The sequence below is a fragment of the Polaromonas sp. P1_F6 genome (genome assembly GCF_056405695.1).
Map to the genome: position 1 here is coordinate 723154 of NZ_JBFUBQ010000001.1, position 24563 is coordinate 747716.

Annotated in this window: 25 protein-coding genes; 9 read left to right on the top strand and 16 right to left on the bottom strand. The window is 64.0% G+C overall.

The genetic code is table 11. The annotated features are described in order from the left end of the window. Positions 1–245: 245 nt before the first annotated feature. The 6 genes from AC1DY9_RS03380 to AC1DY9_RS03405 form a co-directional block, all read right to left on the bottom strand. Positions 246–2138, bottom strand: a complete 1893-nt coding sequence (locus tag AC1DY9_RS03380; protein ID WP_477666035.1) for a PAS domain-containing hybrid sensor histidine kinase/response regulator — start codon at positions 2136–2138, stop codon at positions 246–248. 59 nt (positions 2139–2197) lie between these two features. Then, positions 2198–2917 (bottom strand): glutathione S-transferase N-terminal domain-containing protein, encoded by a 720-nt coding sequence (locus AC1DY9_RS03385; protein ID WP_457280436.1) that lies wholly within the window; start codon positions 2915–2917, stop codon positions 2198–2200. Positions 2918–3027: 110 nt separating this feature from the next. Then, positions 3028–3534, bottom strand: coding sequence for a CreA family protein (locus AC1DY9_RS03390; RefSeq protein ID WP_457280437.1), 507 nt, complete (start codon positions 3532–3534; stop codon positions 3028–3030). Positions 3535–3712: 178 nt separating this feature from the next. Further along, positions 3713–4813, bottom strand: coding sequence for a DNA alkylation repair protein (locus AC1DY9_RS03395; RefSeq protein ID WP_477665782.1), 1101 nt, complete (start codon positions 4811–4813; stop codon positions 3713–3715). A 77-nt stretch (positions 4814–4890) separates the two neighbouring features. Next, entirely contained in the window at positions 4891–5205 is a 315-nt protein-coding gene (locus tag AC1DY9_RS03400) for a chaperone modulator CbpM (protein WP_477665783.1), read from the bottom strand. Further along, positions 5202–6197 (bottom strand): DnaJ C-terminal domain-containing protein, encoded by a 996-nt coding sequence (locus AC1DY9_RS03405; RefSeq protein ID WP_457280440.1) that lies wholly within the window; start codon positions 6195–6197, stop codon positions 5202–5204. The genes AC1DY9_RS03400 and AC1DY9_RS03405 overlap by 4 nt, the downstream gene beginning before the upstream one ends. A 211-nt stretch (positions 6198–6408) precedes the next feature. Between AC1DY9_RS03405 and AC1DY9_RS03410 the strand changes: the two genes are divergently transcribed. From AC1DY9_RS03410 to AC1DY9_RS03425, 4 genes are all read left to right on the top strand, one after another. Then, positions 6409–7833: a coniferyl aldehyde dehydrogenase gene (locus AC1DY9_RS03410; RefSeq protein WP_477665784.1), complete on the top strand. Its 1425-nt coding sequence runs from the start codon at positions 6409–6411 to the stop codon at positions 7831–7833. Between the two features lie 201 nt (positions 7834–8034). Beyond that, positions 8035–8259, top strand: coding sequence for a hypothetical protein (locus AC1DY9_RS03415; protein WP_477665785.1), 225 nt, complete (start codon positions 8035–8037; stop codon positions 8257–8259). Next, complete coding sequence (locus AC1DY9_RS03420) at positions 8256–8618, top strand: carboxymuconolactone decarboxylase family protein (protein ID WP_477665786.1); 363 nt, start codon at positions 8256–8258, stop codon at positions 8616–8618. Before AC1DY9_RS03415 ends, AC1DY9_RS03420 begins: the two co-directional genes overlap by 4 nt. A 63-nt stretch (positions 8619–8681) precedes the next feature. Continuing rightward, positions 8682–9428, top strand: coding sequence for a hypothetical protein (locus AC1DY9_RS03425; protein ID WP_477665787.1), 747 nt, complete (start codon positions 8682–8684; stop codon positions 9426–9428). A 26-nt stretch (positions 9429–9454) separates the two neighbouring features. Here AC1DY9_RS03425 and AC1DY9_RS03430 read toward each other — a convergent pair whose 3' ends face one another. After that, positions 9455–10291 carry a CAP domain-containing protein gene (locus AC1DY9_RS03430; protein ID WP_477665788.1) on the bottom strand — a complete coding sequence of 279 codons (837 nt, stop codon included), beginning with the start codon at positions 10289–10291 and terminating at the stop codon, positions 9455–9457. 185 nt (positions 10292–10476) lie between these two features. After that, positions 10477–11313 (bottom strand): AraC family transcriptional regulator, encoded by an 837-nt coding sequence (locus AC1DY9_RS03435; RefSeq protein ID WP_457280446.1) that lies wholly within the window; start codon positions 11311–11313, stop codon positions 10477–10479. A gap of 133 nt (positions 11314–11446) precedes the next feature. On the opposite strand from AC1DY9_RS03435, the gene AC1DY9_RS03440 reads away from it, so the two are divergent. From AC1DY9_RS03440 to AC1DY9_RS03450, 3 genes are all read left to right on the top strand, one after another. Then, positions 11447–12682, top strand: a complete 1236-nt coding sequence (locus tag AC1DY9_RS03440; protein ID WP_457280447.1) for an MFS transporter — start codon at positions 11447–11449, stop codon at positions 12680–12682. Between the two features lie 112 nt (positions 12683–12794). After that, positions 12795–13592, top strand: coding sequence for a MipA/OmpV family protein (locus AC1DY9_RS03445; protein ID WP_477665789.1), 798 nt, complete (start codon positions 12795–12797; stop codon positions 13590–13592). 25 nt (positions 13593–13617) lie between these two features. Beyond that, positions 13618–14196 (top strand): histidine phosphatase family protein, encoded by a 579-nt coding sequence (locus tag AC1DY9_RS03450; protein ID WP_477665790.1) that lies wholly within the window; start codon positions 13618–13620, stop codon positions 14194–14196. 15 nt (positions 14197–14211) lie between these two features. On the opposite strand, the gene AC1DY9_RS03455 is transcribed toward AC1DY9_RS03450, so the two are convergent. The 8 genes from AC1DY9_RS03455 to AC1DY9_RS03490 form a co-directional block, all read right to left on the bottom strand. Continuing rightward, a complete protein-coding gene (locus AC1DY9_RS03455; RefSeq protein WP_477665791.1) occupies positions 14212–15090 on the bottom strand; it encodes a sugar phosphate isomerase/epimerase family protein in 879 nt (292 codons plus the stop codon). A 32-nt stretch (positions 15091–15122) separates the two neighbouring features. Further along, the gene (locus AC1DY9_RS03460; RefSeq protein ID WP_477665792.1) at positions 15123–16019 is read right to left on the bottom strand and encodes an NAD(P)-dependent oxidoreductase; all 897 of its coding nucleotides are present in this window, start codon (positions 16017–16019) and stop codon (positions 15123–15125) included. A 4-nt stretch (positions 16020–16023) separates the two neighbouring features. Then, entirely contained in the window at positions 16024–16725 is a 702-nt protein-coding gene (locus AC1DY9_RS03465; protein ID WP_477665793.1) for an SDR family NAD(P)-dependent oxidoreductase, read from the bottom strand. 11 nt (positions 16726–16736) lie between these two features. After that, positions 16737–17702, bottom strand: coding sequence for a Bug family tripartite tricarboxylate transporter substrate binding protein (locus tag AC1DY9_RS03470; RefSeq protein WP_477665794.1), 966 nt, complete (start codon positions 17700–17702; stop codon positions 16737–16739). A gap of 159 nt (positions 17703–17861) precedes the next feature. After that, positions 17862–19043 (bottom strand): dihydrodipicolinate synthase family protein, encoded by a 1182-nt coding sequence (locus AC1DY9_RS03475; RefSeq protein ID WP_477665795.1) that lies wholly within the window; start codon positions 19041–19043, stop codon positions 17862–17864. A gap of 63 nt (positions 19044–19106) precedes the next feature. After that, entirely contained in the window at positions 19107–20270 is a 1164-nt protein-coding gene (locus AC1DY9_RS03480) for a Gfo/Idh/MocA family protein (RefSeq protein ID WP_477665796.1), read from the bottom strand. 94 nt (positions 20271–20364) lie between these two features. Further along, positions 20365–21345: a Bug family tripartite tricarboxylate transporter substrate binding protein gene (locus AC1DY9_RS03485; protein WP_457280463.1), complete on the bottom strand. Its 981-nt coding sequence runs from the start codon at positions 21343–21345 to the stop codon at positions 20365–20367. A gap of 160 nt (positions 21346–21505) precedes the next feature. Continuing rightward, on the bottom strand, positions 21506–22156 hold the full coding sequence (locus tag AC1DY9_RS03490) for a TetR/AcrR family transcriptional regulator (protein WP_477665797.1): 651 nt from the start codon (positions 22154–22156) through the stop codon (positions 21506–21508). Between the two features lie 145 nt (positions 22157–22301). Between AC1DY9_RS03490 and AC1DY9_RS03495 the strand changes: the two genes are divergently transcribed. After that, a complete protein-coding gene (locus AC1DY9_RS03495) occupies positions 22302–22610 on the top strand; it encodes a hypothetical protein (RefSeq protein ID WP_457280465.1) in 309 nt (102 codons plus the stop codon). Positions 22611–22852: 242 nt separating this feature from the next. Continuing rightward, a complete protein-coding gene (locus tag AC1DY9_RS03500) occupies positions 22853–24559 on the top strand; it encodes a thiamine pyrophosphate-binding protein (protein WP_477665798.1) in 1707 nt (568 codons plus the stop codon). Positions 24560–24563 lie beyond the last annotated feature (4 nt).

The window sequence follows — 24563 nt, forward strand, 5'->3', positions numbered from 1 at the left end:
TTGATGCTTATTGATGTGAGGTGAGCGGCCACGCGCGGGATGAGGAAAAAGCGCGGGACCGGGGGCTCTGGTTATACACCCATGGCCGCGGCGGCCTGCCGGCGGGCCTTGCGGGCGAGCTACACACATTGGCATTCCTGAAATTGCTATCTATTTGATAGCTGCTGGCGCACGATGTTATTAGGCTGCAGACATTTTTGATGCCTGAAAAGGGGCAGAAACAGCCTTCCTGGCCGCCCAAACGCTCAAACCACCACGCCGGCGGTCTGCAGAAATGCCTGCAGGGCGGTAAAGTCCAGCGGCTTGGTGAGGTGCTCGTCGAACCCGGCGGCCAGCGCGCGGCTTTTGTCTTCGTCCGTGCCGAAGCCGGTGAGGGCCGCGACCGTCACCTGCTCGCCGCCGTGCAGGGCGCGCAGGGCTGCCAGCACCTCGTAGCCGTTCATTCCCGGCATGCCGAGGTCCAGCAAAACGGCCTGGGGTGCCTGCTGGCGAAACATCTCCAGCGCAGCGGGGCCGTCATAGGCCACTTTCACCTGGCAGTCCATCAGCCTGAGAATCTCCGCCAGGCTATTGGCTGCGTCGCGGTTGTCGTCCACCACCAGGATGGCCGCGCCCGGACCGCTTGCGTCATCGGTGCCGTGCACGCCTGTCTGCGCATTGGGCAGGAAAAAAGTGAATGTGCTGCCGCGGCCTGGGCCCTCGCTTTCAGCATGCAGTGCGCCGCCGTGCATTTCCACCAGGGAGCGTGCCAGCGTCAGGCCGATGCCCAGCCCGCTTTCCCGCGCGGCTGTCTGCGCGTCGCCCTGGGAGAACAGCTCGAAGATCTGGCTGAGCGCCTGGGACGACAGACCCAGCCCGTTGTCGCGGACCGAGGTGTAGAGCTGCGTGCCCTCTTGCCAGACTTTCAGCCCGATCAGGCCCGCCTCGGGGGTGTACTTTGCGGCATTGACCAGCAGGTTCTGCAGGACCTGGGCAAGCCGTGTGGCGTCTCCCTGCACCAGCGGCGACGCGGCCGGGATGTCTGCCTTCAGGCGGTGGCGCCGCGCATCAAACAAGGGGCGCACGGCCTCAATGGAGCGGGCCACCACCTGGTTGTAGGAAACCYGCTCCGTCTTGAACCGGATCTTGCCGGTGGTCAGCCGCCCGACATCGAGCAGGTCGTCAACCAGGCGTGTCATGTGCGTGAGCTGCCGGTCAATCATGTCGCGGCTGCTTCGAACCAGCGGGCTGGGGGAGGGTTCCAGTTGCAGGATGGTGATGGCGTTGCGGATGGGGGCCAGCGGGTTGCGCAGCTCGTGCGCCAGCATGGCCAGGAACTCGCTCATGCGCTTGCTGGATTTTTCCAACTCGTGCAGGCGCCGCCTTTCGGTCATGTCGCGTGTGACTTTGACAAAGCCGCGCAGTTGCCGGCCCGTGTCATACACCGGGGCGATCACCACATTGGCCCAAAACACCGAGCCGTCCCGCCGAACGCGCCAGCCTTCTTCTTCAGCCCGGCCATGCTCCAGGGCCGCCTTCAGTTCGGCTTGGGGTTTGCCGGCCTCAAGGTCTTCAGGACGGTAAAACAGGCTGAAATGTTTGCCGATGACTTCGCTCGGACTGTAGCCCTTGATGAGCTGCGCGCCGCTGTTCCAGCTCTCGATCACGCCGTCGGGGCTGAGCATGAAGATCGCGTAGTCCCGCACCCCTTCGATCATGAACCTGAAGCGTTCCTCGCTCTCGCGCAGCGCTTCCTCGTGAGCCCGGCGTTCCGTGAGGTCGCGTGTGACCTTGCCGAAGCCGGCGAGTTGTCCGTTCTCGTCCCTGAGCGCGGTAATGACGACATTGGCCCAAAAACGGCTGCCGTCCTTGCGGATGCGCCAGCCTTCTTCCTCGAAGCGCCCATCTCTTTCCGCACGGCGCAATTCCTCGGCGGGCCATCCGGCGGCGACGGCCTCAGGGGGGTAAAAGGTGGAGAAATTCCGGCCGATGATCTCGTCGGCCCGGTACTGTTTGATGCGCTGGGCGCCGATATTCCAGGACATCACGTTGCCCGCGGTGTCGAGCATGAAGATGCCGTAGTCCTGCACCGCATCCACCAGCAGGCGAAAGCGGTCCGTTGTAATCTGTTCCGGGCTAGGAGCTGGCTTGGCGGACATGCCCGCCATGATAGCCAATTTGACCATCCCGGCCTGTCCGCCGTGTTCGCGTGGGGGCGTCAGCCGCGCGCGGGTATGCCCAGCCCCTTGACGACCGCAGGGCGCGCCACAAACGCGTCGAGCACGCGCGTCACGTTGGGGAATTTCTGGATCTCCACCAGCTCACCGGCGCCATAAAACCCGATCAGGTTGCGCACCCAGCCGAAGGTGGCGATGTCGGCAATCGTGTAGTCGTCGCCCATGATCCAGCTGCGGCCTTCGAGCCGCTGGTTCAGCACACCAAGCAGGCGGCTGGATTCGGCAACGTAGCGGTCGCGCGGGCGCTTGTCTTCATAGTCCTTGCCGGCGAACTTGTGGAAAAAGCCGAGCTGGCCAAACATCGGGCCGATGCCGCCCATCTGGAACATCAGCCACTGGATGGTTTCGTAACGGGCAGCTGCGTCCGTTGGCAGGAATTTACCGGTCTTCTCGGCAAGGTAGATCAGGATCGCGCCGGACTCGAACAGACCGAGCGGTTTACCGCCAGGACCGTTCGGATCGAGGATGGCCGGGATCTTGTTGTTCGGGTTGAGCGACAGAAATGCCGGCGACATCTGGTCGTTGCTGCCAAAGTCGACGAGGTGCGGCTCGTAGGGCAGGCCGCACTCTTCCAGCATGATCGATACCTTGACGCCATTGGGCGTGGGCAGCGAATACAGCTGGATGCGGTCAGGGTGCTGGGCGGGCCATTTCCGGGTGATGGGGAAATCGCTCAGGGAGGTGGCGGTGGTTTGGGTCATGGGTCGGAATTCTGTTGTCAAAAGCGAAAACGCCGATGGCACAGTACGCTAGTCCCGCTGGCCAGCGGGGGTATTCAGACCCGCCAGCCGCGAAGACCGTAGCCGGGCCTTTACTTCACCGGAATCACCGTGCCCGCCGGCACCGGAACCGCTGTCACGCTGTTCTGCGGCGAACCTTCGATCACGCGGTCGGAATAGGTGAGGTAGACGAGGGTGTTGCGTTTGGTGTCCACCATGCGCACCACACGCAGCTTTTTGAAGACCAGCGAAATGCGTTCGCTGAACATTTCTTCCTGCTTCTCGATCGGTTTGCCTCCCGGGAAACTGATCACGCTGGTCTGCCGGCAGGCTATCGAGGCTTCGGCCTTGTCTTCGGCCACGCCGAATGCGCCCTTGATACCGCCCGTCTTGGCGCGCGAGACATAACAGGTGACGCCGCTCACCTTGGGGTCGTCATAGGCTTCCACCACGATCTTGTGGTCCGGCCCGATGAATTTGAAGACCGTGTCGACCGCGCCGATCTCTTCACCGCCGGCGCCTCCGCAGGCGGACAGAAGCAGCACCAGGCTGAGGGCGCAATAGGCGGGGCTGAATCGTTGCAGGGTGAGTTGGCGCATGAACATGTCCTTGGTGCTTGGTATGGGAATCGGAAGGGCGGCGGGAGGGCGTCAGGTAGCTACTGTACAAAGCCCGCCGCCAGGTGCCTGGGCTGCGCGGCCCTGCGACAAGGTAGTATATTGGATTGCTATATATTTGATAGCTGCTTGCTCTTGTCTTTATTGGGCTGTAGCCATTTCAGGTCTTCACCAGGTCAAAATGCCCGCTCGCAAGGCGTTCCCCATTGACCATGATGTCCACCGCGTGCCGCCCGGCATGGTGCACACGGGTGGTGAAGTCGCGCACGACCTGGCTGCGCGACAGCTGCACGCTTTCGCCGGCGGCCAGCGTTAACTCCTTGAGTTTGAATACCTTGGCCGAGCTGCTGCCCGATTTCTTGACGTAGTGCACCGCGTAGTCCACCACCAGCCGCTGGCTTTGGCGCGAGGTGGATTGCAGTGTGAACGACAGTGACATCCGCTCGCCCAGGGTGAGTTTCTTGGGGGTGATGGACAAACCGCTGATGCCGACGTCCGCCTTTTTACCGGCGCCGATCACACCCAGCGCCTGCCTGTCGCCCTGCTTGATCAGTGTGCGCAGCGCGTGCCGGGCAATCCACGCGGTGTGCGGGTTGTCCAGCGGCCAGCTCTTCAGACGCTCCAGCACCCAGTCGGGGTGCAGCTTGGTGACGTCGTTGAGGTGGTTGGCCACCGACTTGCGTACGTAGAGGCTGCTGTCGGACTTCAGCGATTCCAGGATGGGCGCGGCAAGTTCGGGGTCGGCCATCAGCGCATCCAGCCTGAAAGACCAGGGCAGGCGAGGGCGGCTGCCTTCGCTGGCCAGGCGCCGCACATGCTCGCTCCCGTCTTTGGCCCAGGCCTTCATCACGGCCAGCGTGCGCGCAGGGTCCTGGCGGATGAATTCACGGATGGCGAACTCCGAGGTCCCGAAGGCGGTGAAAAACTTCAGCGCCTCCATGGAGGTGTCGAAATCATCGCGCCCATACAGGCCCACATAGTCCGGCAGTACCAGCGTGACGAAGCCGCTGTTGATGCGCGGGGCCAGCTTGCGCAGGATGGCGATGGCTTTTGGGAAGTCAGCCGGCAATGTGGCGTGCAGGCACTCGCTGGTGCGCCGCAGGCGCTGCATCAGCGAGAGCTCGTCCAGGCCAGGGAGCGCGAGTGCAAGAAATTTTTTACCGTCAAAACGCGGGTAGATCACAGCGGTTTCAGCCGCGATGTGGTGGTAGCGCGCCTTGTCAAAGATGTTTTTCAGGGCGGGCGCTGCTTCGGTGGACATGGCGCGAATTCTCCCATGCTGCTTTGGCAGCGAGCGCCATGATCTGTCCTATATAGAAGATTGCCCGCGCCGATGAGTCAGTTGTCCTGCAGCCGGTGCAGCTGTCGGCGCAGACTGTCCAGCTCGTCCATCAGTTCCATTGCCAGCGCCGCACCTGCTGGGTTCACCCCCAGGTCGCGCTGCAGGCGCACAGCCACGGTGGCCCGGTGCAAGTGCACGCCGGTGAAGCGCCAGACCTCAGGAGCCTCTCCCACAGGCGCCAGCAGGCCTTCGTGTACCAGGTCCACGATGAGCTCCGACTGCGCGGAGCAGGCCCGGCAGAGATCGTCAAGGGTGAGTTCATCCTGGTCTTCCAGGATGAAGCCGGCGAGGTAGCGGGTGGGGGTGTTCATGCCTTGGCTCCCGAGGTTTGCAGGGCGGTGCGCGGCCTGAAGGCCTTGAATGCCGCCGCCATGTCTTCGTACGCTTTCTTTGCCGCATCCGTGTCCGCGGCCGGCAAGACCACCTGCAGCACAAAATAAAAATCTCCCGGGGTCTTGCCCGGCAGCCCGCGTCCCTTGAGCCTGAGCTTGCGCCCGCCGGCAGAGCCCGCCGGGATTTTCAGCTCCACCTCGCCGGTGGGCGTGGGCACTTCCACCTCGGCGCCCAGCGCGGCTTCCCATGGCGCGACGGGCAGATTCATGTACACGTCATGGCCCTCGGCACGGTACAGGGCATGCGGCAGAAATTCAACATCCAGGTAAAGGTCGCCCGGGCTGCCTTGACCCATACCGGGAGAGCCCTGGCCCGCCAGGCGAATGTGCTGGCCTGCGCGTATGCCCTTGGGGATGACGAACTCGATGCTGCGGTCCTGCATCGTCACGCCGGCTTCACTCTCCATCGGCATGCGCAACTGCAGCTTGCGCGTGGCGCCGCTGTAGGAGTCGCCGATGTCGATCTGGATTTTGGCGTGCTGGTCCTGGCCATGCATGTCAAAGCTTCGGCTGCCGCGCATATCGTCAAAACCACCCCGGCCTTGCGGCCCTCCGCCCATGCCGCGGAAGATCGCGTCGAAAAAGTCGCTGTGGTCAAAACCTTCGGCTCCGCCAAAATGGGGAGCGCCGGTGGCACCCCTGGAGGCCTGCCCCGGGTTCCAGCCCGGTGGCGGGCGGAAGTCCTGCCCGGCCTGGTAGTTGGCGCCCAGTTGGTCGTAAGCGGTGCGCTTTTCAGGATCGCGCAACACCTCGTAGGCTTCGGCGATTTCCTTGAAGCGTGCCTCGGCGTTTTTTTCCTTGCTGACGTCGGGATGGTATTTGCGTGCCAGCTTGCGGTGTGCCTTTTTGATCTCGTCGGGCGTGGCGCTGCGCTCTACGCCCATGACCTTGTAGTAATCCTTGAATTCCATGAAACACTTTCATCAGGGATGGTTTACCTGCCAACCACCATAGCGGATAAGTGCCGGCGCGATTGTCAGCCAAATGCCTGAGAACCCGTTTAGACCGTCAACAGGTTCTGCATCAGGTCTGTAAATGGGGTCAAGTGCCTCAGGGTCAACCCGCAGTGCTGCTGGAGTTGCGTCCCTACTGCTCTGCCCCTGTGGCCCCTATCATGGCCGCATGAGTTCCAGCACACCTCCGTCCGTCCTTCGCACATTGTTCGAAGCCCAGCACCAGGCCAGCCGGGCACAGACAGAGGTTCCGCTGGCCCTGCGGCGGGAGCGCCTGCTGCGTATTCGTGCTTTGCTGGATGAGCACGGCAGCGCGCTGGCACAGGCCGTCAACGCAGACTTCGGCGTGCGGTCGCCCCAGCTCACCGAAATCGCCGACATCTTTGTGCTGCGCTCGCTGCTGTCCAGTACCCTGCGGCATTTGCCAAAGTGGATGAAACCCGTGAAAGTGCGCACGCCGCTGTACCTGCAGCCCGCGCGGGCCTACCTGCAGCGCCAGCCCTTGGGCGTGGTGGGCGTGGTGTCGCCGTGGAACTACCCGGTGCAGCTGTCGCTCGGGCCGGTCATCACCGCGCTGGCGGCCGGCAACCGCGTCATGCTCAAGCCCAGTGAGCTGACGCCGAAAACTTCTGCCTTGCTGGCGGCCCTGATTGAACAATCCTTCGCACCTGATGAACTCTGCGTGGTGCAGGGCGACGGCGTCCTGGCCGCCGAATTTGCCGGGCTGCCGTTTGACCACCTGTTTTTTACCGGCTCCACCGCCGTGGGCCGCAAGGTCGCCGAAGCGGCCGCCGCCAACCTCACGCCCACCACGCTGGAACTGGGCGGCAAGTCACCCTGCATCATCGACGCGTCCTGCGACATCGACAAGGCCGCCATCAAGATCGCCCACGGCAAACTGCTGAACGCCGGCCAGACCTGCATCGCGCCCGACTACGTGCTGCTGCCCAAGGGCAGTGAAGCCGCGTTTGGCGAAGCCTTTGCGCGCGCCGTGGCCGCGCTGTTTCCCACCATCGCCGGCAACCCCGATTACGCTGCCATCATCAGCCCGCGCCACCATGAACGCCTGCAGGCGCTGCTGGCCCAGGCCGAAGGTGAGGGCGCGCGCCTGCAAACCATCCAGGCCGGTGCGCCCGGCGCGGGCGCGGCGTCGCGCCAGATGGCGCCGGTGCTGGTGTTCGATGTGCCCGCCGGCTCGAAACTGCTCAGCGAGGAAATCTTCGGCCCCATCCTGCCGGTGATTCCCTATGCGTCGATCGATGACGCGATTGGCTATGTCAACGCCCGCCCCAGGCCGCTGGCGCTGTACTGGTTTGGCACCGACGCCGGTGCCCGCGACCACGTGCTGGCGCGCACCGTGAGCGGCGGCGTCACTGTCAACGACACGCTGATGCACATCGCGCACGAGAACCTGCCTTTCGGCGGTGTGGGCGAAAGCGGCTGGGGCAGCTACCACGGCGAAACCGGTTTCCTGCGGCTGACGCAGCAAAAGCCGGTGATGGTGCAGTCAAAGTGGGCGAGGGGCGACCTGTTTTATCCGCCTTATGGCAAACGCTTTGACCAGGTGATGGGCTTGCTCAAGCGCTTGATCTGAGGTTTGACCTGAAGGGCTGGCGTTCTGGTGATGGCGCCGTTCAAATTTCTTTGAGGAAACCCGAATCCTTTTGCTGAATGTGGGCCTCTTTGCCGGTATCAACCACCGACAAGGAGATCCTGATGTTTTTTCCGCAACGAAATCTTCCTGACTGTGCGCCGGGCGGCACCATGGGTGGCACCGCATCCACCGGAGGTGCCCATGTTCTGTAGCACCTCGGTCACCCAACATCTGCTGCGCGGGATAGGCGCGCTGGCCTTGCTCGTGTGCGCCGCTCTGGTTTTCCAGGTGCATTCCCTGTGGGCGTTGCTTCCCCTGGCGGGCGCGCTGGTGTTGATGCGCGGCTGCCCGATGTGCTGGCTTGTGGGCCTGTTTGAAACCATCGCGCGGCGCCGCAGGTCAGCAGACAGCAAAGGCCAGCCATGAGCGCCGGTTACCAGTCACCCCAAGACCTGCAACTGGCGCCAGCCTTCGTGCGGCTGGCGCCTGTGGAGGCCCGGGCTTTCCTCGCGTTTGACCATGCGGCCAAGCGCGAAGGCGGCCATCTTGAGCCCCGTGTGCGCGAGCTGATTTCGCTGGCGGTGGCGCTTACCACCCAATGTGGCTATTGCCTGGACGTGCACACCCGCGCGGCCAGGCGGCTGGGCGTGACGCGCGAGGAGCTGGCGGAAGTGGTACTGGTTGCGGCGGCTGTGCGGGCAGGCGCCAGCGTGGGGCACGGCCTGCTCGCCTTGCGCCTATTTGATGGCGATGGGGAGGAGACGGCGCTTCCTGCCGGTAACTGAAAGGTCTGGCCCATTCCTTAACGCCCCTTTAGAATCCCCCCAAAATAACTGGAGGGATGGGCCATGCCTTTTGTCGGATTGGGACTTCATTTCATTGTGGCGGTGTTCTTTGCCGTTCATGCCTTGCGTAGCGGCCAGCAGATGTACTGGCTGATCATCCTGTTTTCGTTTCCCATGCTGGGCAGCCTCGTCTACTTCCTGGCGGTCTACCTGCCGGATTCGCGGCTGGAACGCGGTGCGCGCAAGGTCGTGGCCGCAGCCGCAAAAACACTGGACCCGACACGCGAACTCCGTGAAGCACACGCTGCGTTTGACTACACGCCCACCGCGCAGAACCAGATGCGGCTGGCCTCTGCGCTGCTCGAAGCCGGCCAGGCGCTGGAAGCTGCGCAGAGTTACGACGCATGCCTAAAGGGCCCATTCGCCTCCGACCTGGAAATCCGGCTGGGCGCCTCAAGGGCCTATTTCGCCTGCGAGCGCTATGCCGAGGCCATCACTCACCTTGAATTCATCCGCAAGACCGACCCCGCCTTTCGCGCGGAGCTGGTGTCGCTGCTGCTTGCCCAGGCCTTTGCCGGCGCCGGCAGGGGGGCGGACGCGAAAGCGGAGTTTGAATCCGCCGTGGACCGTTTTGGCAGCTTTGAAAGCCGCGCTGAATACGCCATCTGGGCCGCGATGAACGGGGATACCGCCACCAGCGCGCGCCTGCAGATTGAGCTGCAGCGGTCCATGGAACGCTGGAACAGGCACACACGCGAGCTGAACAAGCCCTTGCTGCGCCGCCTCAACGCGGCGTTTGAAAAACACTGACAGCAGGGCGCCCCGGGCAAGGTGACTTACCGCTGCGCCCCGAACACCTGCACCCAGTAAATACCGGCGCTGCTCTGGGTGTTGACCGCAAAGGCCGTGCCCATTTCGGTATACGCGGGCGCCATGATGTTCGCGCAATGGCCGGGGCTGTTCAGCCAGCCCTGCACGGCGGTGTCGGCCTGCATCTGCCCCGCGGCGATGTTTTCGCCAATGGCCTTCCAGCCGTAGCCCGCGCGTGTGGCGCGGCTGGCCACGTCGCTGCCATCGCGCCCGGTGTGGCTGAAGTAGCTGTACCTCGCCATGTCTGTGGCATGCACCCCGGCGATGTTGTACAGCAGGGGGCTGTATTGCAGCGGTCCTGCGGCTGCAAAAGCCTGCGCACCGCAGCGGCGCGGGCTGGCGCGTGCTTCATTGACCAAAGCCAGCACCCGCGCTTGCACATCGCCGGCCTGGGCCGCCGCGGGAGGCGAGAAGGGGGCGGCCAGAATGACCCAGGTTTGTGCCCCGCGCTGGTAGAAACCGGCTTCAGCGAGCTCGGCATGCATGACTGCGCTGCATGATTTGCCCAGGGTCCTGCGCGCCAGCGCTGAGGGGCCGGTCGCGCCGCGCACGGCAATCTGTGCGGTCCGCACGGCGCGGTAGTCGACAGCTTTCAACGCCTCGTCCATCGTGCGGCCGCCGCCCATGAGCTGTGCCGCCCGCGACAGGGCGCTGTTTTCACGCAGCAGGGAAACCTTGGCGCCGCGCCCGTCACAACCGTCCTCCCGTACCCGGTTCAGCTCGCGCAGCAGGGTTGGGTGGTTTGAGGGGGCTGGCTGTGCGTGTACCTGGCTGGCCGCGGCCAGCCAGGCGGTCAGTGCCACGCATGCTGCGGCACGCCACCGTCGGCTTTGCTGGGTATTCTTTGTCGCGGGGAGTTGCATCAAGCCATGATAGCCAGCGAGGGGTATTTCACCAGTGGGGCCGAGGGTCCGGCTTTGCCGGCCCCAGGCACCGCCCCCTTGAGGGGGGAACGGGCTACACGAAGTGAGCCCGGACGGGGGTAGGTCTATTTACTCTGAAAATGACTGGGTGGCTGGCCCATGGCGGCCTTGAACATCGCGGTGAAGGCGCTGTCGCTGGCATAACCGCTGGCCGCCGCCACGGTGCTGACCGATTGCCCGCGCGTGAGCAGGGGCAGGGCGTGGGCCAGGATGGCTTGCTGGCGCCATTGCTGGTAGCTCAGGCCCAGTTCGTCGCGAAAAAGCCTGGCCACCGTGCGTTCGCTGGCGCCGGTGCCGGCAGCCCATTCGGCCAGCGTGGCCCGCTCTGATGGTGCGCGCAACACGGCTTCGCAGAGCGCGCGCAGCCGTTTGTCCCCGGTTTGCGGATGTGGCATGGGCACGCCGAGCGCCTGGGTGTCGGCGCGCGCAAGTTCGTCCAGCACAAGGCCGGAAAGGAGTTGTTCCCGGGCTGTCGGCAGCGGGTGCTCTGGGGTGGCCGCATCGAGCGCGTGGATGGACTCGCGCAGCAACGGTGACACCACCATCACGCGGCAACCAGTCCAGCCCTTTGGGGTGGCGCTGGCGTCGAGGTACAGCGTGCGGAATTCGGCCGCTTCCAGCACGGTGACATGGTGTTGCGCCCCCGGCGCGATCCACACGGCGCGGGAGGGCGGCACGATGTAGGTGACTTCGCCGCCGGCATGGCCCGCCTTTTCGGCGGTGACCTGCAAGACACCCGTAGAGCAGTAAGCCAGTTGCGCCCAGGCATGGGAATGGGGCTTGAAATGGGTATCGGCTTCCAGCGTCCGCGCCCGCACGCGCACCGGCCGCTGGCGGCTGGGTGTGAAGTTGTCGGTGTCGCCCACCGGCACGAAATGGAGCGGGGCTTTACGTTGCGGCATGGTTGGAGATTCTGTTCACCTGAATCTGGATGTGATCGTGGGGCGAATGCCATCAAAGCGGTTTGTCTGAAATTCGCCGAAACATGGCTTTATGTCGCATTTCAGAAGGCTTGGCCAATACTACGATAGCGCCATGAATACTTCAAGTACGACCCTGAACGCGCCCGCTGCAGTCCCTTTTCGTGCCGACGCCAGCGTGATCGGCCTGGTGGGCCTCGCACACATGATCAGCCATTTCAGTCAGCTGCTGCTGGCGCCGCTGTTTCCCTGGCTCAAGGAAGAGTTCAGCGTCAGCTATGCGGAGCTGGGCTTCTTGATGACGATCTTTTTTGTGGTGTCATGCGCGGTGCAGGCGCTCTCGGGTTTTGTGGTCGACCGCTTCGGGCCGCGCCCCATTCTGTTTGCCGGGCTGAGCCTGCTCGGTGTGGCGGCTTTTGGGTATTCCGTCAGCACCAGCTACTGGATGCTGGCCGGCTTTGCCGTGATTGCCGGTGTCGGCAACGGTGTGTTTCATCCGGTGGACTACACGCTGCTGAACCGCAAAGTCAGCGCGCCGCGCCTGGGCCACGCCTACAGCGTGCACGGCATCACCGGCAGTCTGGGCTGGGCACTGGCCCCCGCAGTGGTGGTGACGCTGACGTTTGCCTATTCGTGGCGCGTGGCATTGGCGGCGGCCGGTGTGCTGGCTTTTGCGGTGCTGGCGGTGCTGGTGATGAACCGCGACAAGCTCACCCTCACGATGGCGGCACCGGTCAAGGGCGCGCCCGCGGCCGACAGCAGTCTGGGTTTTCTGAAGATACCGGCCGTCTGGATGTGTTTTTCTTTCTTCTTCTGGTATGCCATTGTCCTCAGCGTGGTGCAGGCCTTTGCACCTGAAGCCGCGCGCCACTTGCACAACGTGCCGCTCGCGCTGGTGGCCATTTGCCTGACGGTCTATATGGTGTGCAGCGCGGGCGGCATGGTTTTTGGCGGCTTCCTGGCGTCGGATCCCGCACGCTGCGAGCGCATTGTGGGCATCGGGTTTGGTGCGGCGGCTGCCGTGGCGGTGCTGCTGGCCGCGGGCAGCTACCCCGCATGGGTCGTGCCTGTGCTGTTCGGCATCATGGGCTTCGCCACCGGCATCGCCGGGCCGTCGCGTGACCTGCTGGTCAAGCGCTCAACCCCCGAAAACGCCTCGGGCCGGGTTTACGGCGTGGTGTATGCAGGCCTGGACATCGGCCAGGCCGTGTCGCCGCTGATCTTCGGCGCGATGATGGACCATGGCTACTACCGCGGCGTGCTGCTGGGCCTGGCGCTGATGCAGGCGGTGTTGATCGCCAGCGCCTTCAATGTGCGCCGGGTGCGCCGCACAGTACTCGCCACGGCCTGAGCGTTCCGGGGCTTGAGTGTCGCGGCCCCGCGACGCGCCTGCAGGACGGGTGCGCAGTTTTTCCTGCCCGGTCCTATACTGGATCGCATCATTTCCGGAAAGAAGGCATGCGATGAAACGTCTTACCCGGGCTTCTTCTCCTGTACCTCAGGGTGTTCGGTTTTTGCCGTCCGCTGTGATCTTCACCGGCTTGGTGTTTACGGGCATCGCGCAGGCACAACCCACCCCGCTCAAATACCAGCTGACGGGCGACATCGGCGGCGCCGTGTATGGCACGCAAAGCGTGATCCGCAGCAAGAGCAACGACACCGCCTTGCTGCCCTATGCCTATGCGGACTATGGCCGCTTCTTTGCGCGTGTCGACACACTGGGCATCAAGACCGCAAGGATGGGCTACGGCTACCTGGAATTTTCTGGCCGTATCAGCCAGGACGGCTGGCGCGCCGATACGGCCGCGCTGTCGGGGCTGAAAGACCGCAAGCGGCCGATCCCGTTGGGCATAGGGACCTTTCAGGAAACGCCTTACGGCGGGTTTTTCGTGAACGCGTTTGTGGACGCCAACAAGTCGCACGGTGCATTGCTGGAAGCCACTTACGCGGCGGAGTTCAAGGTCGGCAGCTGGTCGTTCTTTCCGCAGGTGGGGCTGGAACACACCAGCGCCAAATACAACAACTACCTCTACGGTGTGACCCCGGCCGAGTCAGCCGCCAGCGGGTTTACAACCTACAACGCCGGCGCCTCGACAGCGCCCACGCTGGGCCTGGGGGTCGATGTGCCGCTGGGTGACCCCTGGGTGCTGACGATGCAGCTGCGCCGCAAGTGGCTGGGGTCTTCGGTTCAGGGCAGTCCCCTGGTCAGCCGCCGGACGCAGGACACCGGGTTTATCGCCGTGTCGTACCGCTTCCGCTAGGCCTGCAAGGTCCATGGGGACTGCGATGACCCACAACAGTATCGGGCGGCTGCTGGCCTTGACGGCGGCACTGGTGTGGGCGCCTTTTGTCTGGGCGGACGAGGCCTTGTGGGCGCTGCTCAAGAGCGGCGGCCAGGTGGTGCTGGTCCGCCATGCATTGACCACACCCGGCGTGGGCGACCCGCCCGGCATGAAGATCGGCGACTGCGGTACGCAGCGCAACCTGAGCGATGAAGGCCGCGCGCACGCGCGGCAGCTGGGCGAGGCCTTCCGTCAGCGCGGCATTGCCGTCGGGAGCCTGCTCTCCAGCCCGTGGTGCAGGTCGATCGAGACGGCGAAGCTGGCTTTTGGAAAAGCGCCGGACCTGACGCCGGCGCTGGGCAACCTCTTCGGCCGCAGCGAGGAGTCGGGCCGGCAACTGGCCGCGCTTAGGCCCTTGGCCGGGCAGATTCCTGTGAAGGGCAATACGGTGATGGTCTCGCACGGCTCGACCATTTTGGCCCTGACCGGCATATCGCCGGACACCGCCGAGATGGTGGTGCTCACGCCGCAGGGCGAGGGCCGCTTCAAAGTGGCGGGGCGGATGATCGCCCATAAACCCTGAACGCGCCGTGTTGATTTACACCGCTGAACGATGGCGCGCAATGCAGGTGTCCAGCACCTCGCCACCATCCCGCAGCCACCAGTTGGCTGCCGAAAAAATCTCAACCTCGCTGTAACCCGCAAAGCCCTGGGCTTCCACCCAACCGCGAATCTTCGGGATGTCGATGACGCCGTCGCCCATCATGCCGCGGTCGTTCAGCAAATCGGCCGTGGGTGTCAGCCAGTCACAGGCGTGGAAGGCGAGCAGGCGTTCCTTGCCGGCCCGTTCGATTTGCCGCTGCAGTTTCGGGTCCCACCACACGTGGTACACGTCTACCGCCACACCGAGCGCGCCACTTCTTGAGGGGTCAAGGGCATCGCAGACGTCGAGTGCCTGCTCCATGGTGTTGATGCAAGCGCGGTCTGCCGCATACATGGGGTGCAGCGGCTCGATGGCCAGCGGCATGTTGCAGCTTGTGGCGTATTCGAGCAATTGGGCAATGCCGTCGGTGACCTGGCTGCGCGACAGCTCCAGGTCTTTGTGCGCCGCCTTGCCGGCCAGCGCACCGGGCAAACCGCCCACCACCAGCACCAGGCAAGCGGCCTTGAGTTCGCAGGCTTCATCGACGGCGCGGCGGTTGTCGTCGTGGGCAGCCTGCAGGCCGGCGGCGTCGGCTGCGGGGAACATGCCGCCGCGGCAGTAGCCGGAGAGTTCAAGCCCGTGGGTTTTGACGAGTTTCGAAACAGCGGGCAGGCCGGCGGCCGTGACCTGGTCGCGCCACGGCGAGATCGCCTTGATGCCGCGCTGCACGCAGGCTTCGATGATGGTGGTCAGCGGCTGCTCGACGCCGCGGCTTTTGCGCACGGTCGCGGTGTTGATGGAGAGCCAGCGGTGGTCCTGGGAAAAATTACGCATGCGGTAAAGGTAGGGGTGTAGTTTTAGTGAAGTCAGTTGGACGGTGGTGCGATTTTCTGCCGGCGCAGTTCGCGGATGATGGCTGCGTTGTCGAGCTCGCCGTCGCCGGCGGCAATGGCTGCACGCATCAGCGCTGCATGGGCTTCGGACAAGGGCAGTTTCTGGCCTTCGGCCGCGGCACTGTCAATCATCAGCTTGACGTCCTTGAGATGCTGGTGGATGCGCGACTGCGGCGCAAAGTTTTCCTCCACCATCATCCGGCCCTTGGCCTCGGCCGCGCCTGATGTGGCCGGGCTGGCCAGCACCAGCGCCAGGAATTGCTCGGGGGGAATACCCATGTTTTCGGCAAAGACCATGCCTTCGGCCAGCACCGCCCGGTTCAGGCCCAGCACCAGGTTGGTAGCCAGCTTGGCTTTGGCGCCCATGCCGGCGCCGCCGACGTGGATGCGTTGGTCTGAAATGGCGGCCAGAACGGATTCGCATGCTTGCAATGCCCCGGCCTCGCCGCCCAGCAGCAGGGTGGCTTCACCGGCGGCGATCTGCTGGCTGGAGCCCGAGAGCGGCGCTTCGATGAAGTTGATGCCGCGTGCTGCGAGCCGCGCGGCCAGGGCCGCGAGTTCGTGAGGTGTGCCGGTGGAGCAGTCGATGATGCTGCGAACGCCGAAGACGGACAGCAGGCCGCCCGGCCCTTCGACCACCTTGAGCACGTCGTCGGTATTGAAGACCGCCAACACCATGCAGGAAGCCGCATTGGCAACTTCGGCCAGGGAGCCGGCAGCGCGGCCGCCCTGGGCGGTGAGGGCCGCGCGGGCTTCTTCGCGCAGGTCGAAGCCGGTGACCTGGAAACCGGCGGCCATCAGGCGCTGCGCCAGCGCGGTACCGACGAGGCCCAGACCGACAATGCCGATAGCGTTTGCAGCTGGAGCCATGCCTTCACGCCGCAAGCGACGCGCCTCCGCAGATCTGGATCTCCTGGCCGGTGATGGCCGCGGCGTCGGGTGAGAGCAGGAAGGTGACCAGCGCGGCAATCTCCCGCGGCTGGATCAACCGGCCCAGCGGCGGCAGCTTCGGCGGGACCGTCGTTCGCGCAGGGTCGGCAAGCATGGCTGTTTCGGTGGCGGCCGGCGACACCACATTGACAGTGACGCCTGAAGCCACGGTTTCGGCAGCCCAGCTGCGTGCCAGGGCCACCAGCGCGGCCTTGGTTGCGGCGTACTGGCTGCGGCCGGCCATGCCGCGCGCCACGCGGCTGCCGACCAGCACCACGCGGCCTGTGCCCGCTTGTGCCATGGCCGGTACCACCAGGTTGGCGATGCGCGTGACGGCATCCACGTGGAGCTGCCACATCAGCGCTGAATCTTCGTTGCGCAGCGCACCAAGCTGGCCGACGCGCAGCACGCCGGCGGCGTGGATGAGCGCCTGCACCCCGCCAGCCGCACGCACGGCGCGCTCCGTGGTTTCGGTATTGCACAGATTGACTTCGGTGGACGAAAACGCCGGATGCACGATGCGCGCAGGCGCCAGGTCCAGGCCGACCACGTCCCAACCCTGGTCCAGCAGCGCTTGCGCAATGGCCAGGCCGATGCCTGAGCTGCTGCCCGTGACCAGGGCGCGTTTCACATCTTCAGTGGCCATGGTTGTGCATGTTATTCGACACGGATGTTGCCGTCCGTGATGATCTTCTGCGAGCGTGCCATGTCACTGCTCTGGAACTTCGCGAAGTCTTCGGGCGTGCCGGGTGTCAGCACCAGGCCTTGCTGGAGGAGCTTTTCACGCATGTCGCTGGCGAGCGCCTTGTTGGTTTCGGCGTTGAGTTTCTGCGTGATGTCTGCCGGCAATTTTGCCGGGCCCCACAGGCCGTACCAGCTGTAAAACTCGTAGCCGGGAATTGTCTCGGCCACGGTCGGCACATCGGGCAGATTGGGCACGCGCTTGTCGCCGGTCACGGCAACGACGCGCAGCATGCCGCTCTTGTGGTACTGCAGCGAGCCGAGGATGGGGTCGATGAAGCCGTCGATCTGGCCGCCGATCAGGTCCTGGAACGCCGGCGCCGTGCCCTTGTAGGGCACCACGGTGTATTCGATGCCGCCGGCGCGCTTGAGGAGTTCGGTTGACAGGTGGCCGGCCGAACCAATGGAGCCGACCGCAAACGTCATCTTGCCGGGATTGGCCTTGGCGTGGGCAATCAGCGACTTCACGTCGGTGATCGGCAGGTTCTTGTTGATGGCAATCGACAAGGGCGCCTTGGCAACCAGCGAGACGGGCGTAAAGTCTTTCACCACACCGTAAGGCACCGACTTCATCGTCATGGGTGCGGTGGTGAAAGTGGAGGCATTGAAGAGCAGGGTGTAGCCGTCTGCTGGCGCCTGCGCGACCACATGCGCGCCGATGGTGCCGTTGCCGCCCGCACGGTTTTCCACCACAAAGGGCTGGCCCATCTGTTCGCTGAGCTTTTGCGCCAGTTGCCGGCCCACCGCGTCCAGCGTGCCGCCGGGCGGGAAGGGGATGATGACCTTGACCGGGCGGCTGGGGTAAGCCTGCGCCGCGGCGCCGAAGGCTGCGGCTGCGAGGGCTGTGGCCAGGGTGGCCTTGAGGAAAGTGCGTGTCTTCATGGTTGTCTCCAGGTGAATTTATTTATGAACGATCTGACAGGAATATCGCGACGGTTTTTTCAAGCAGGCGCCGCGGAACCGGCTTTGCCGGGCCGCCAGCGCCGCCCCCTTGAGGGGGGAGACCGCTACACGCAGTGAGTCGGCAACGGGGGGGAACCATTACATGCCGTGCAGCGCCAGTAGCGTCTTCATGCGCTGGGTTGCCAAGTCCGGTTGTTCAAGCAGGTTGGAGGCATCGGCCAAGCGGAACAGCTCGGCGAAGTGCTGCAGCGAACGCGTGCTCTGTTGCCCGCCCACCATCGTGAAATGCTTCTGGTGGCCATTGAGCCAGGCCATGAAGACCACGCCGGTTTTGTAGAAACGTGTGGGTGCGGCAAAAATGTGGCGCGACAGCGGCACGGTGGGGCCGAGGATGGCGTGAAATTTCTCGACATTGCCTTGCGCGAGTTCGCCTAGTGCGGCGCTGGCGGCCGGTGCGATGGCGTCGAAGATGCCCAGCAGCGCATCACTCTGGCCGTGCATCGCTTCCTTGCCGAAACCATCGCCGGCAATCAGCTCGGCGTAGTTGAAGTCGTCGCCCGTATACATGCGTACGCCCGCTGGCAGCCTGCGGCGCATCGCGATTTCCTTGTCCTTGTCGAGCAGCGAGATCTTGATGCCGTCAACCTTGTCGGGGTGGGCGTTGATGATGCCGAGCGCCGTGTTCATGGCTTTCTCAACATCGCTGCTGCCCCAGTAACCCGCCAGCGCCGGGTCGAACATGTCGCCCAGCCAGTGCAGCACCACGGGTTGCCTGGCCTGGCTCAGGATACGGTCGTAGACGCGTTCATAGTCTGCGGGGCTTTTGGCGACGCGGGCGAGCGCGCGGCTGGCCATCACGATGAGCTTGCCGCCGAGTTTTTCAATCGCGGCCATCTGCTCTTCGTAGCCGGCGATGACTTCATCGACGCTCTTGACGTTTTCCAGCACCAGGTGGTCGGTGCCGCAACCGGAAGCGACCAGCGCGCCCGGCACTTCCTTGGCGGCGTCGAGTGAACGGCGGATCAGTTCCAGAGAAGTGGGCCAGTCCAGGCCCATGCCGCGCTGCGCCGTGTCCATGGCTTCGGCCACACCCAGGCCCAGCGACCACAGGTGACGGCGGTAGGCAATAGTCGTGTCCCAGTCGATCGCGCAATTGACCCAGGGGTCGATCGCGGCCAGCGGGTCGGCGACCACGTGGGCGGCCGAGTAGGCGATGCGGTTGAATTTGACGCCCGGTGCGGGCTTCACCGGTGTGCGGCCTTGCAGCGTGTAAGGCCGCAGGCCGCCCGCGGCGACAGGCAGGGAAAGGGTTAAAGCCATGAATCTACCTTTTCTGTATGAAAAATGTGCCTGTAGCCCTTATCTCATGGGCGCGAGCAGCTATCAAACTTGTAGCGCGGGCACGTCCACCCAGCGGCGTTCCTTCCAGCTTTCGAGCGCGGCTTCAACCAGCTGCACGCCTTTGGCGCCTTCGGGCAGCGTCCATTTGTAGGGTTCGTTTTCCACCACGTGGCGGATGAAGTGCTCCCACTGGATCTTGAAGCCGTTGTCGTAGGTCTGGGAGTCCGGCACTTCCTGCCACTGGTCGAAGAAGTTCATGGTCTGCTTCTCGTCGGGGTTCCAGACCGGACGTGGTGTGGTCACACGCGACTGGGCCCGGCAGGACGACAGGCCGGCGACGGCCGAGCCGTGTGTGCCGTCGACATGGAAGGTGACCAGGTCGTCGCGGCGCACGCGTGTGGCCCAGGACATGTTCATCTGCGCAATGACGGGTTCACCGTTGTGACCGACCAGTTCAGCCGTGGCGTAGGCCGCGTCGTCGGCGGTGGCCTTGTAGGGCTTGCCGGCTTCGTCCCAGCGTTCGGGAATGTGGGTGGCGCCTATGCAGGAGATGGACTTGACTTCGCCGAACAGGTTGTCCAGCACGTAGCGCCAGTGGCACATCATGTCCAGGATCATGCCGCCGCCGTCTTCGGTGCGGTAGTTCCAGCTCGGGCGCTGGATCGGCTGCAGGTCGCCTTCAAAGACCCAGTAACCGAACTCGAGCCGTACCGAGAGCATCTTGCCGAAGAAGCCGGCGCGGCGCAGCATGTCAAGCTTGCGCAGGCCGGGCAGGAAGAGTTTGTCTTGTACGGCGCCGTGTTTCAGGCCGGACTTTTCGGCCAGGCGGGCGATCTCGACGGCCTCGTTGAGGTTGGTGGCAATCGGCTTTTCGCAGTAGACATGTTTGCCGGCGCGGATGGCCTTGGCCAGCAGGGTGGGGCGCATCTGCGTGGTGCCGGCGTCGAAGAAGATGGTGTCGTCCTTGTTCTTCAGCGCCTCGTCGAGGTCGGTGCCCCAACGCGCGAGGCCATGGGCTTTGGCCAGGGCTTCAATCTTTTCGGCGTTGCGGCCGATCAGGATCGGGTCGGGCATCACCTTGTCACCGTTGGAGAGCGTGACGCCGCCCTGTTTGCGGATCGCGACGATGGAGCGGATCAGATGCTGGTTCATGCCCATGCGTCCGGTGACGCCGTGCATGATGAGTCCTAGTCGTTGAGTAGCCATGGGGTCCTTTGAGGAGGTGAAAAATGCGGCGGCCCTACCTGGTCCGGCCAGGGGTGTTGGAGGGACGGGACGCTGCGGGGAAACTGACCGGGTGTTACTGGGTGGGCTGCAGGCCAGCGGCCTTGACCAGCACGGCATTGCTCTTGATCTCGTCCTTGATATAGGTGTCGAACTGCTCGGGCGAGAGTGTCCAGGTGTCGGCGCCCAGGGCGGCGAAGCGTTCCTTGACTTCGGGCGTGTTCAGGGCCTTGATCACTTCGTCGTGCAGGCGGTTGACGATGTCGCGCGGTGTTTTCGCGGGGGCCATCATGCCGATCCAGAAGTTGAACTCTGAACCCGGAACGCCGGCTTCAGCCGTGGTGGGGACCTGGGGCAGGGCGCTGGCGCGTTTGGGCGAGCCGACCGCGAGGGCCACGAGCTGGCCGTTCTTGATCTGGCCTATCACCGGTGCGATCGGCGAGAAGTAGTAGTCGACGCGGCCGGCCATCACTTCTGTCACGGCTTCACCGGAGCCCTTGAAGGGAATGTTGGTGGCTTCGATTTTGGCGGCGAGCTTGAATTTCTCGGCGTTCAAGTGGGTGGCGCTGCCCTGGCCGGCCGAGGCGAAGTTCATGCTGCCGGGCTTGGCGCGAGCCGCGGCCAGCAGCTCCTGCAGGGTCTTGATGTTTTTGGCCGGCGACATGACCAGCACATTGGGCGTGCTGGAGATCGGCGTCACACCCGTGAAGTCGCCCAAGGTGTCGAACGGCAGCTTGGCGAATGTCGAGGGGCTGACCGTGTGCGAGGACGAGTGGATCATGATGGTATAGCCGTCCGGCGCGGCCGTGGCCACGGCCTGCTGGCCGATGGTGCCGCTGGCGCCGCCGCGGTTGTCGATCACCAGTGTCTGGCCCATGCTTTGGCTCATCTTGTCGGTGATGGCGCGGGCAATGATGTCGGTGGTGCTGCCCGCGGCAAAAGGCACGATGACCCGGATGGGCTTGTTGGGGTAGGCGCCCTGGGCGCTGGCCACCAGGGGTGACAGTGCCGCCAGGCAGGTGAGGCTGGCCACTGCGGCACGACGTGTGAATTTCATGTGCTTTGTCTCCTGAAAGGGGTCATTGAAGGACTGCGAAAGACCTGTGCATGCCGCCGGTGTTGTTGGGTTACCGGAATGCAGTTTACTCATAATTCACCAATAAGTGAATTACGAATTGTAAAAATGGCCTCGTCGCTGCGTCAATGACTGCCCGGAATCAGTTTCTAAGGACATACCCTAGGATGACCTCGCACATGTGCGAGAGTCGCTCGTGGCGGGCTTTGGGCGTCATGAGATCGCGCCCGAAAATGGCCGACAGCGTGTGGTTGTTCGACAGGTAGAAATACGACATGCCGGCAATGGAAACGTAGAGCTGCACCGGGTCGATGCCGCCGCGAAACAGCCCGTCTGCGCGCCCGCGCTCCAGGATTTCCGCCAGCGTCTGGACCAGGGGCGAGTTCATTTCCTGTACGCGGCTGGACATGGCCAGATGCCGCCCCTGGTGCAGGTTTTCACTGTTGAGAAGCGTCAAAAACTCCGGATGGGCAATGTAGTATTCCCAAGTGAATTCCGTGAGGCGGCGGATGGCTTGCGCCGGATCCATGTCGCGCAGATGCAGCTCTGTTTCTGCCTCGCGGATGTCGGCATAGGCGTTTTCCAGCACCGCCAGGAAGAGCTCGTCCTTGCTCTTGAAGTAGTAGTAGATCAGGCGTTTATTGACGTCGGCGCGCTCGGCAATCCGGTCTACCCGCGCACCGCCCAGGCCGTGTTGTGCGAACTCGTCGCGGGCCGCCAGCAGGATGGCCAGCTGGGAGCGGTCGGCATCGCGCGAGCGGGGTTCGGCGGGCTTGGTTTTAGGGGTCGGCATGGCAAGAATTTAACTGTTTGGTGAATTAAAGCAAGAACACTCGAGAGTCATCGTTATTGGATGACAGACAGCGGCCAAGGGTACCTCCATAATGAAGCAGGTACCGGCCGTCCGCGCCGGCGCCCCTGAGGCAAAGGAGATGGTCATGAACAATTCAGACACGCCGAAAGACGGCGACTTCGCAAACTGGGTAGACCAGAAAGCCGAGGCGCTCAAATTTGAACTGGGTGAAAAATTCCCGGTACCGCCGTCCGAACTGCATTCTCCCTCGGTGCACGTAGAGACCGGCCGGCAGAAGCTGGAAGAAGTACTGCTCGAACACGAGGAGCCGACGCAGGAGTTCCTCGACGAACTGGCCGCCCTCGAATCGGCCCCGCCGCTGAGCGACGAAGAGCTGGCGCGTCAGGCCCTCGCCGCCGGCGGCGGTGACGGCGACGCGGCTACGCCCGAATAATTGTTCCACCCCCGTCCAGGCTCACTGCGTGTAGCCTGTTCCCCCCTCAAGGGGGCGGCGCCTGCGGCCCGGCAAAGCCGAAAAATTGAGCCACCCCTATCGGGCTCACTTCGTGTAGCCCTTTTCCCCTTGCAGGGGACGGCGCCTGCGGCCCGGCAAAGCCGGTTCCGCGGCACCCGCTTGGTTGAAGAGTCGCCGCTAGGTCGCTGCGCCTGTGCACATTCCAGCGGCACAATAGGCTCATGACCACCCCTCAACTTGCTGGCCACCTTCTCGTCGATTGCCTTCTGGCCCAGGGCGTTACCCATGCGTTTGGCGTTCCCGGCGAAAGCTACCTGGCTGTGCTGGACGGCCTGCATGCGCGCCAGGACAAGATCCAGTTCGTCACCTGCCGGCAAGAGGGCGGCGCGGCCTTCATGGCCGAGGCGCACGGCAAGCTGACAGGGCGGCCGGGCGTGTGCATGGTTACGCGCGGGCCGGGCGCCACCAATGCGTCCATCGGCGTGCACACGGCCTTCCAGGATTCAACCCCCATGGTGCTGCTGGTTGGGGACGTGGCCAGCGACTGCCGCGACCGCGAGGCTTTTCAGGAAGTCGATTACTTCAACTTTTTTGGCCCGAGTACCAAAGGCTTTGCCAAGCGCGTGGAGCGGATCGACCAGGCCGACCGCATTCCTGAATACGTGGCGCGCGCCTTCGCCACCGCCATGAATGGCCGGCCCGGCCCCGTGGTGCTGGTGCTGCCGGAAGACATGCTGACGCAGATGACCGCCGCCCAACCGTTGCCGCGCGTGGAGGCGGTGCAGGCCTGGAGCGACCCGGGCTCGCTGCGTACGCTGCGCGAGATGCTGCTCAAGTCCGAGCGCCCGCTCGTCATCGCCGGCGGCGGCGGCTGGACGCCGCAGTCGGCGCAGGCGTTGCAGCGCTTTGCCGAAAACTGGAAGCTGCCGGTGGGCAATGCCTTTCGCTTCCAGGACACCTTTGACAACCACCATCCGCTCTACGCGGGCGACGTGGGTATCGGCCTGAACCCGAAGCTGGCCGCACGCGTGAAGGCAAGCGACCTGATCATCGCCATAGGCCCGCGCCTGGGTGAGATGACGACCGGTACTTACACGCTGCTGGAGGCGCCCCGGCCCAAGCAAAAGCTGGTGCATATCCATTCGAGCGCCGAGGAGCTCAACCGCGTCTACCAGGCCGATCTGGCCATCAACGCCACCATGAACGCGGCTGCGCGATCGCTGGAGGTACTCACGGCGCCGGTGTCTGTGGCCTGGGAAGCCTGGACCACATCCGCGAACGAGGACTATCTGGAAAACCTCAAGCCGACACCTTCCGCGAACCTGCCGGGTGATATCGACATGCCCGCCATCGTCGGCATGCTGCAAAAGCACCTGCCGGCGGATGCAGTGCTGACCAACGGCGCCGGCAACTTTGCCAGCTGGGTGCATCGTTTCTTTCAGCATCACGGTCTCGTCAAAGGCCACAAGACGCAGCTGGCCCCCACCGTGGGCGCGATGGGTTATGGCGTGCCGGCCGGTATTGCTGCGGCCATCACGACAGGACGGGTGGCTTTCACCATCGCGGGTGATGGCGACTTTTTGATGAACGGCCAGGAGCTGGCCACTGCCGTGCAGCACGGCGCCAAAAGCATCATCGTGCTGCTCAACAACGGCATGTACGGGACGATCCGCATGCACCAGGAGCGGGAGTATCCAACACACCAAAGTGGTTCAAGCCTGAACAACCCGGATTTTGCGGCGCTGGCGCGCGCCTACGGTTACGCCGGCGTGCGCATCACGCGCACCGCGGATTTTGAGGCGGAATTGCTTGCGGCGCTGGCTCGCAAGGAGGGCACGGTGATTGAGGTCGCGCTGGATCCGGAAGTCATCACCACGCGTGGCACCTTGTCGGCGATTACGCAAAACGCTCTGGCCAAGGCGCCGTAACCAT

What these genes read in the sequence shown, in the direction of transcription:
- AC1DY9_RS03450 (WP_477665790.1), top strand. Translation starts at nt 13,618, where the DNA reads ATGACCCACAACAGTATCGGGCGGCTGCTGGCCTTGACGGCGGCACTG.
- AC1DY9_RS03420 (WP_477665786.1), top strand. Translation starts at nt 8,256, where the DNA reads ATGAGCGCCGGTTACCAGTCACCCCAAGACCTGCAACTGGCGCCAGCC.
- AC1DY9_RS03490 (WP_477665797.1), bottom strand. Translation starts at nt 22,156, where the DNA reads ATGCCGACCCCTAAAACCAAGCCCGCCGAACCCCGCTCGCGCGATGCC.
- AC1DY9_RS03410 (WP_477665784.1), top strand. Translation starts at nt 6,409, where the DNA reads ATGAGTTCCAGCACACCTCCGTCCGTCCTTCGCACATTGTTCGAAGCC.
- AC1DY9_RS03485 (WP_457280463.1), bottom strand. Translation starts at nt 21,345, where the DNA reads ATGAAATTCACACGTCGTGCCGCAGTGGCCAGCCTCACCTGCCTGGCG.
- AC1DY9_RS03475 (WP_477665795.1), bottom strand. Translation starts at nt 19,043, where the DNA reads ATGGCTTTAACCCTTTCCCTGCCTGTCGCCGCGGGCGGCCTGCGGCCT.
- AC1DY9_RS03405 (WP_457280440.1), bottom strand. Translation starts at nt 6,197, where the DNA reads ATGGAATTCAAGGATTACTACAAGGTCATGGGCGTAGAGCGCAGCGCC.
- AC1DY9_RS03470 (WP_477665794.1), bottom strand. Translation starts at nt 17,702, where the DNA reads ATGAAGACACGCACTTTCCTCAAGGCCACCCTGGCCACAGCCCTCGCA.
- AC1DY9_RS03400 (WP_477665783.1), bottom strand. Translation starts at nt 5,205, where the DNA reads ATGAACACCCCCACCCGCTACCTCGCCGGCTTCATCCTGGAAGACCAG.
- AC1DY9_RS03440 (WP_457280447.1), top strand. Translation starts at nt 11,447, where the DNA reads ATGAATACTTCAAGTACGACCCTGAACGCGCCCGCTGCAGTCCCTTTT.
- AC1DY9_RS03395 (WP_477665782.1), bottom strand. Translation starts at nt 4,813, where the DNA reads ATGTCCACCGAAGCAGCGCCCGCCCTGAAAAACATCTTTGACAAGGCG.
- AC1DY9_RS03415 (WP_477665785.1), top strand. Translation starts at nt 8,035, where the DNA reads ATGTTCTGTAGCACCTCGGTCACCCAACATCTGCTGCGCGGGATAGGC.
- AC1DY9_RS03425 (WP_477665787.1), top strand. Translation starts at nt 8,682, where the DNA reads ATGCCTTTTGTCGGATTGGGACTTCATTTCATTGTGGCGGTGTTCTTT.
- AC1DY9_RS03480 (WP_477665796.1), bottom strand. Translation starts at nt 20,270, where the DNA reads ATGGCTACTCAACGACTAGGACTCATCATGCACGGCGTCACCGGACGC.
- AC1DY9_RS03435 (WP_457280446.1), bottom strand. Translation starts at nt 11,313, where the DNA reads ATGCCGCAACGTAAAGCCCCGCTCCATTTCGTGCCGGTGGGCGACACC.
- AC1DY9_RS03385 (WP_457280436.1), bottom strand. Translation starts at nt 2,917, where the DNA reads ATGACCCAAACCACCGCCACCTCCCTGAGCGATTTCCCCATCACCCGG.
- AC1DY9_RS03455 (WP_477665791.1), bottom strand. Translation starts at nt 15,090, where the DNA reads ATGCGTAATTTTTCCCAGGACCACCGCTGGCTCTCCATCAACACCGCG.
- AC1DY9_RS03390 (WP_457280437.1), bottom strand. Translation starts at nt 3,534, where the DNA reads ATGCGCCAACTCACCCTGCAACGATTCAGCCCCGCCTATTGCGCCCTC.
- AC1DY9_RS03445 (WP_477665789.1), top strand. Translation starts at nt 12,795, where the DNA reads ATGAAACGTCTTACCCGGGCTTCTTCTCCTGTACCTCAGGGTGTTCGG.
- AC1DY9_RS03495 (WP_457280465.1), top strand. Translation starts at nt 22,302, where the DNA reads ATGAACAATTCAGACACGCCGAAAGACGGCGACTTCGCAAACTGGGTA.
- AC1DY9_RS03465 (WP_477665793.1), bottom strand. Translation starts at nt 16,725, where the DNA reads ATGGCCACTGAAGATGTGAAACGCGCCCTGGTCACGGGCAGCAGCTCA.
- AC1DY9_RS03500 (WP_477665798.1), top strand. Translation starts at nt 22,853, where the DNA reads ATGACCACCCCTCAACTTGCTGGCCACCTTCTCGTCGATTGCCTTCTG.
- AC1DY9_RS03460 (WP_477665792.1), bottom strand. Translation starts at nt 16,019, where the DNA reads ATGGCTCCAGCTGCAAACGCTATCGGCATTGTCGGTCTGGGCCTCGTC.